This window comes from Streptomyces sparsus (assembly GCF_054776295.1).
The window spans coordinates 1-2,184 of sequence record NZ_BAAHCA010000833.1; the positions used below are offsets into that span (position 1 = coordinate 1).

Sequence of the window (2,184 nt, forward strand, 5' to 3'; positions counted from 1 at the left end):
CGGGCACCGCGGCACTTCTGTGTCCGCACCCCGCCGCGGGCACCCCGCCGCGACACCGCCCGCACCCTCGTCACCGCGCCCCGCCCGCACCCCGCCGGTACCGCCTCCCTCGACCCCGTGCGCCCCGCCCCGGAACCGGAACGGGCTCCGCCACGTCCCATCGGAACCCCACACAGGAGGCAACGATGCGACGAAGGACGACGACGGCGGCGGCGCTCGTGGCGGCTGCGGTGCTCACTGCCGGCGGCTGCGGCGACGGCGGCCAGAGCGTGCGGTCGGACGGATCGCCGAGCCCCTCCGAGGAGCAGACCCGGTTCGAGAAGCGGGCGGCCACCATCGAACAGGAGTGGCCCGACGTGGAGCCCGTCTCCGGCCGGCCCGACAACATGCTTCCGCTGGAGGAGGCGCACCCGCCGGGCTCCGACAAGACGACCTTCGAGGTCGCCGTCGGACACGGCGCCTGCGACGAGGACTTCGGGGTCCACGTGCACGAGTCCGAGGAACTCGTCGTGGTGGCCGGCTGGGCGAAGCCCAAGGACGTGGACTTCTGCACCGACCAACTGCTCATCGACGAGGTCGAGGTGGAGCTGGACGCACCCCTGGGTGACCGCACGGTGGTGGACGCGGCCACCGGCAGCGAACTCCTCGACCGGTAGCGGCACGCGCGGTCCGCGGCACGTGCGGACACCTCGGGGCGGGGCGTCACGGGCCCGGCGGCAGTAGGCCGATCCGTCAAAGGTCGGCGGAACACCGGCGCCGGTCCGTGATGCGGGGGCCCGGATGGCGCAGGGTGGACGTAGTCACCGTCGGTGGTCGAGCGGACACCGGCAGTCCGTCCAGTGCACGAGGAGTCCGGCCATGAGGAAGCGCGCCATCGCTGTCGGAGCGGTCCTGTCCCTCGCCCTGACCGCCTGCGGAGGGGGTGGCGGCTCCTCCGCCGAGGACGGCAGCCTCACCGTGTGGATCATGGAGGGCACCAATCCGGACTCCGAGCCCTTCTTCCGCGACGTCGGCAAGGAGTTCACCCGGCGCACCGGAGCCGGCCTGAAAGTGCAGTACGTGCCCTGGCCGGACGCCCACGACAAGTTCACCAAGGCGATGGCCGGCGGCACCACCCCCGACGTCGCCGAGGTGGGCACGACCTGGACCGCGGAGTTCGCCGACGCCGGCGCACTCGCCGACCTCACCGACGACGTGCGGAACGCCGGGCTCGACGACGACCTGGTCGCCGGCCTGCGGGAGGCGGGCACCCTGGACGGCCGGATCTACGGCGTGCCCTGGTACGCCGGGGTGCGGGCCCTGCTCTACCGCAAGGACGTGTTCGACGAGCACGGCCTGGAGGCGCCCACGTCGTGGCAGGAACTGCGCGAGGTCACCGCCGCGCTCAAGGAGAAGGAACCGGACCTCATCCCGTTCCCCGTGGTCGGTGACAACGAGTACATTCTCGACTCGTTCATCTGGGGAGCCGGCGGTGACCTCGCCACCGAGTCCGGCGGAACCTGGAAGGCGGCCGTCAACAGCCCGCGCGCGCTCCGCGGCGTCTCCTTCTACACCGGACTCGCCACCGAGCACGGTGCCTCACCCAGGGCCGCCTCCACCTGGAACGAGGCCGACCTGGTGGACAACTTCCAGGCCGGCCGGATCGCCATGACGGTGTCCGGCAGTTGGACCCCGGCCGCGATCGTCGAGAGCCGGCCCGAGATGAAGGGCAAACTGGCCGCCGCGCCGATCCCCGGGCCCGAGGGCGGCATCAGCCCCTCCTTCCTGGGCGGTTCGCATCTCGGCGTGTTCCGGGAGAGCCCGCGCCGCGAACTGGCCTGGGAGTTCGTGGAGCTGATGAGCAGTGAGCGGTTCGCCGCCCGGTGGGCCGAGCAGTCCGGCTACTTCTCCGGCCGGCAGTCCCTGGTGGAGAAGGCGCAGCGCGACGGCGGGCCGCTCGTGGCGCCCTTCGCCCGGCAGATGACGGAAGCCGGCCGCACCGTGCCCGTCACCCCCGCCTACGGTGAGATCCAGGGCAAGAAGACCCTTGCCCAGATGATGCAGTCCGTGCTGTCCGGCAGGAAGAGCGTCAAGCAGGCCGCCGACGCCGCGGCAGCCGACATGGACGAGTCCTTTGGCAACTGACACCCGGCCGCCCGCCGCCCAGCCCCGCCCGGCACGGCCGCTCCCCGCCCCGGGCCGGGC

General features: G+C 72.7%; 2 protein-coding genes. Both read left to right on the top strand.

Features of this window, described 5'->3' with window-relative positions:
- Nucleotides 1-185 precede the first annotated feature (185 nt).
- A complete protein-coding gene (locus tag ACYVE9_RS23945) occupies nt 186-656 on the top strand; it encodes a hypothetical protein (RefSeq protein WP_461029972.1) in 471 nt (156 codons plus the stop codon).
- 202 nt (nt 657-858) lie between these two features.
- Complete coding sequence (locus ACYVE9_RS23950) at nt 859-2,124, top strand: sugar ABC transporter substrate-binding protein (protein ID WP_461029973.1); 1,266 nt, start codon at nt 859-861, stop codon at nt 2,122-2,124.
- Nucleotides 2,125-2,184: the final 60 nt, after the last annotated feature.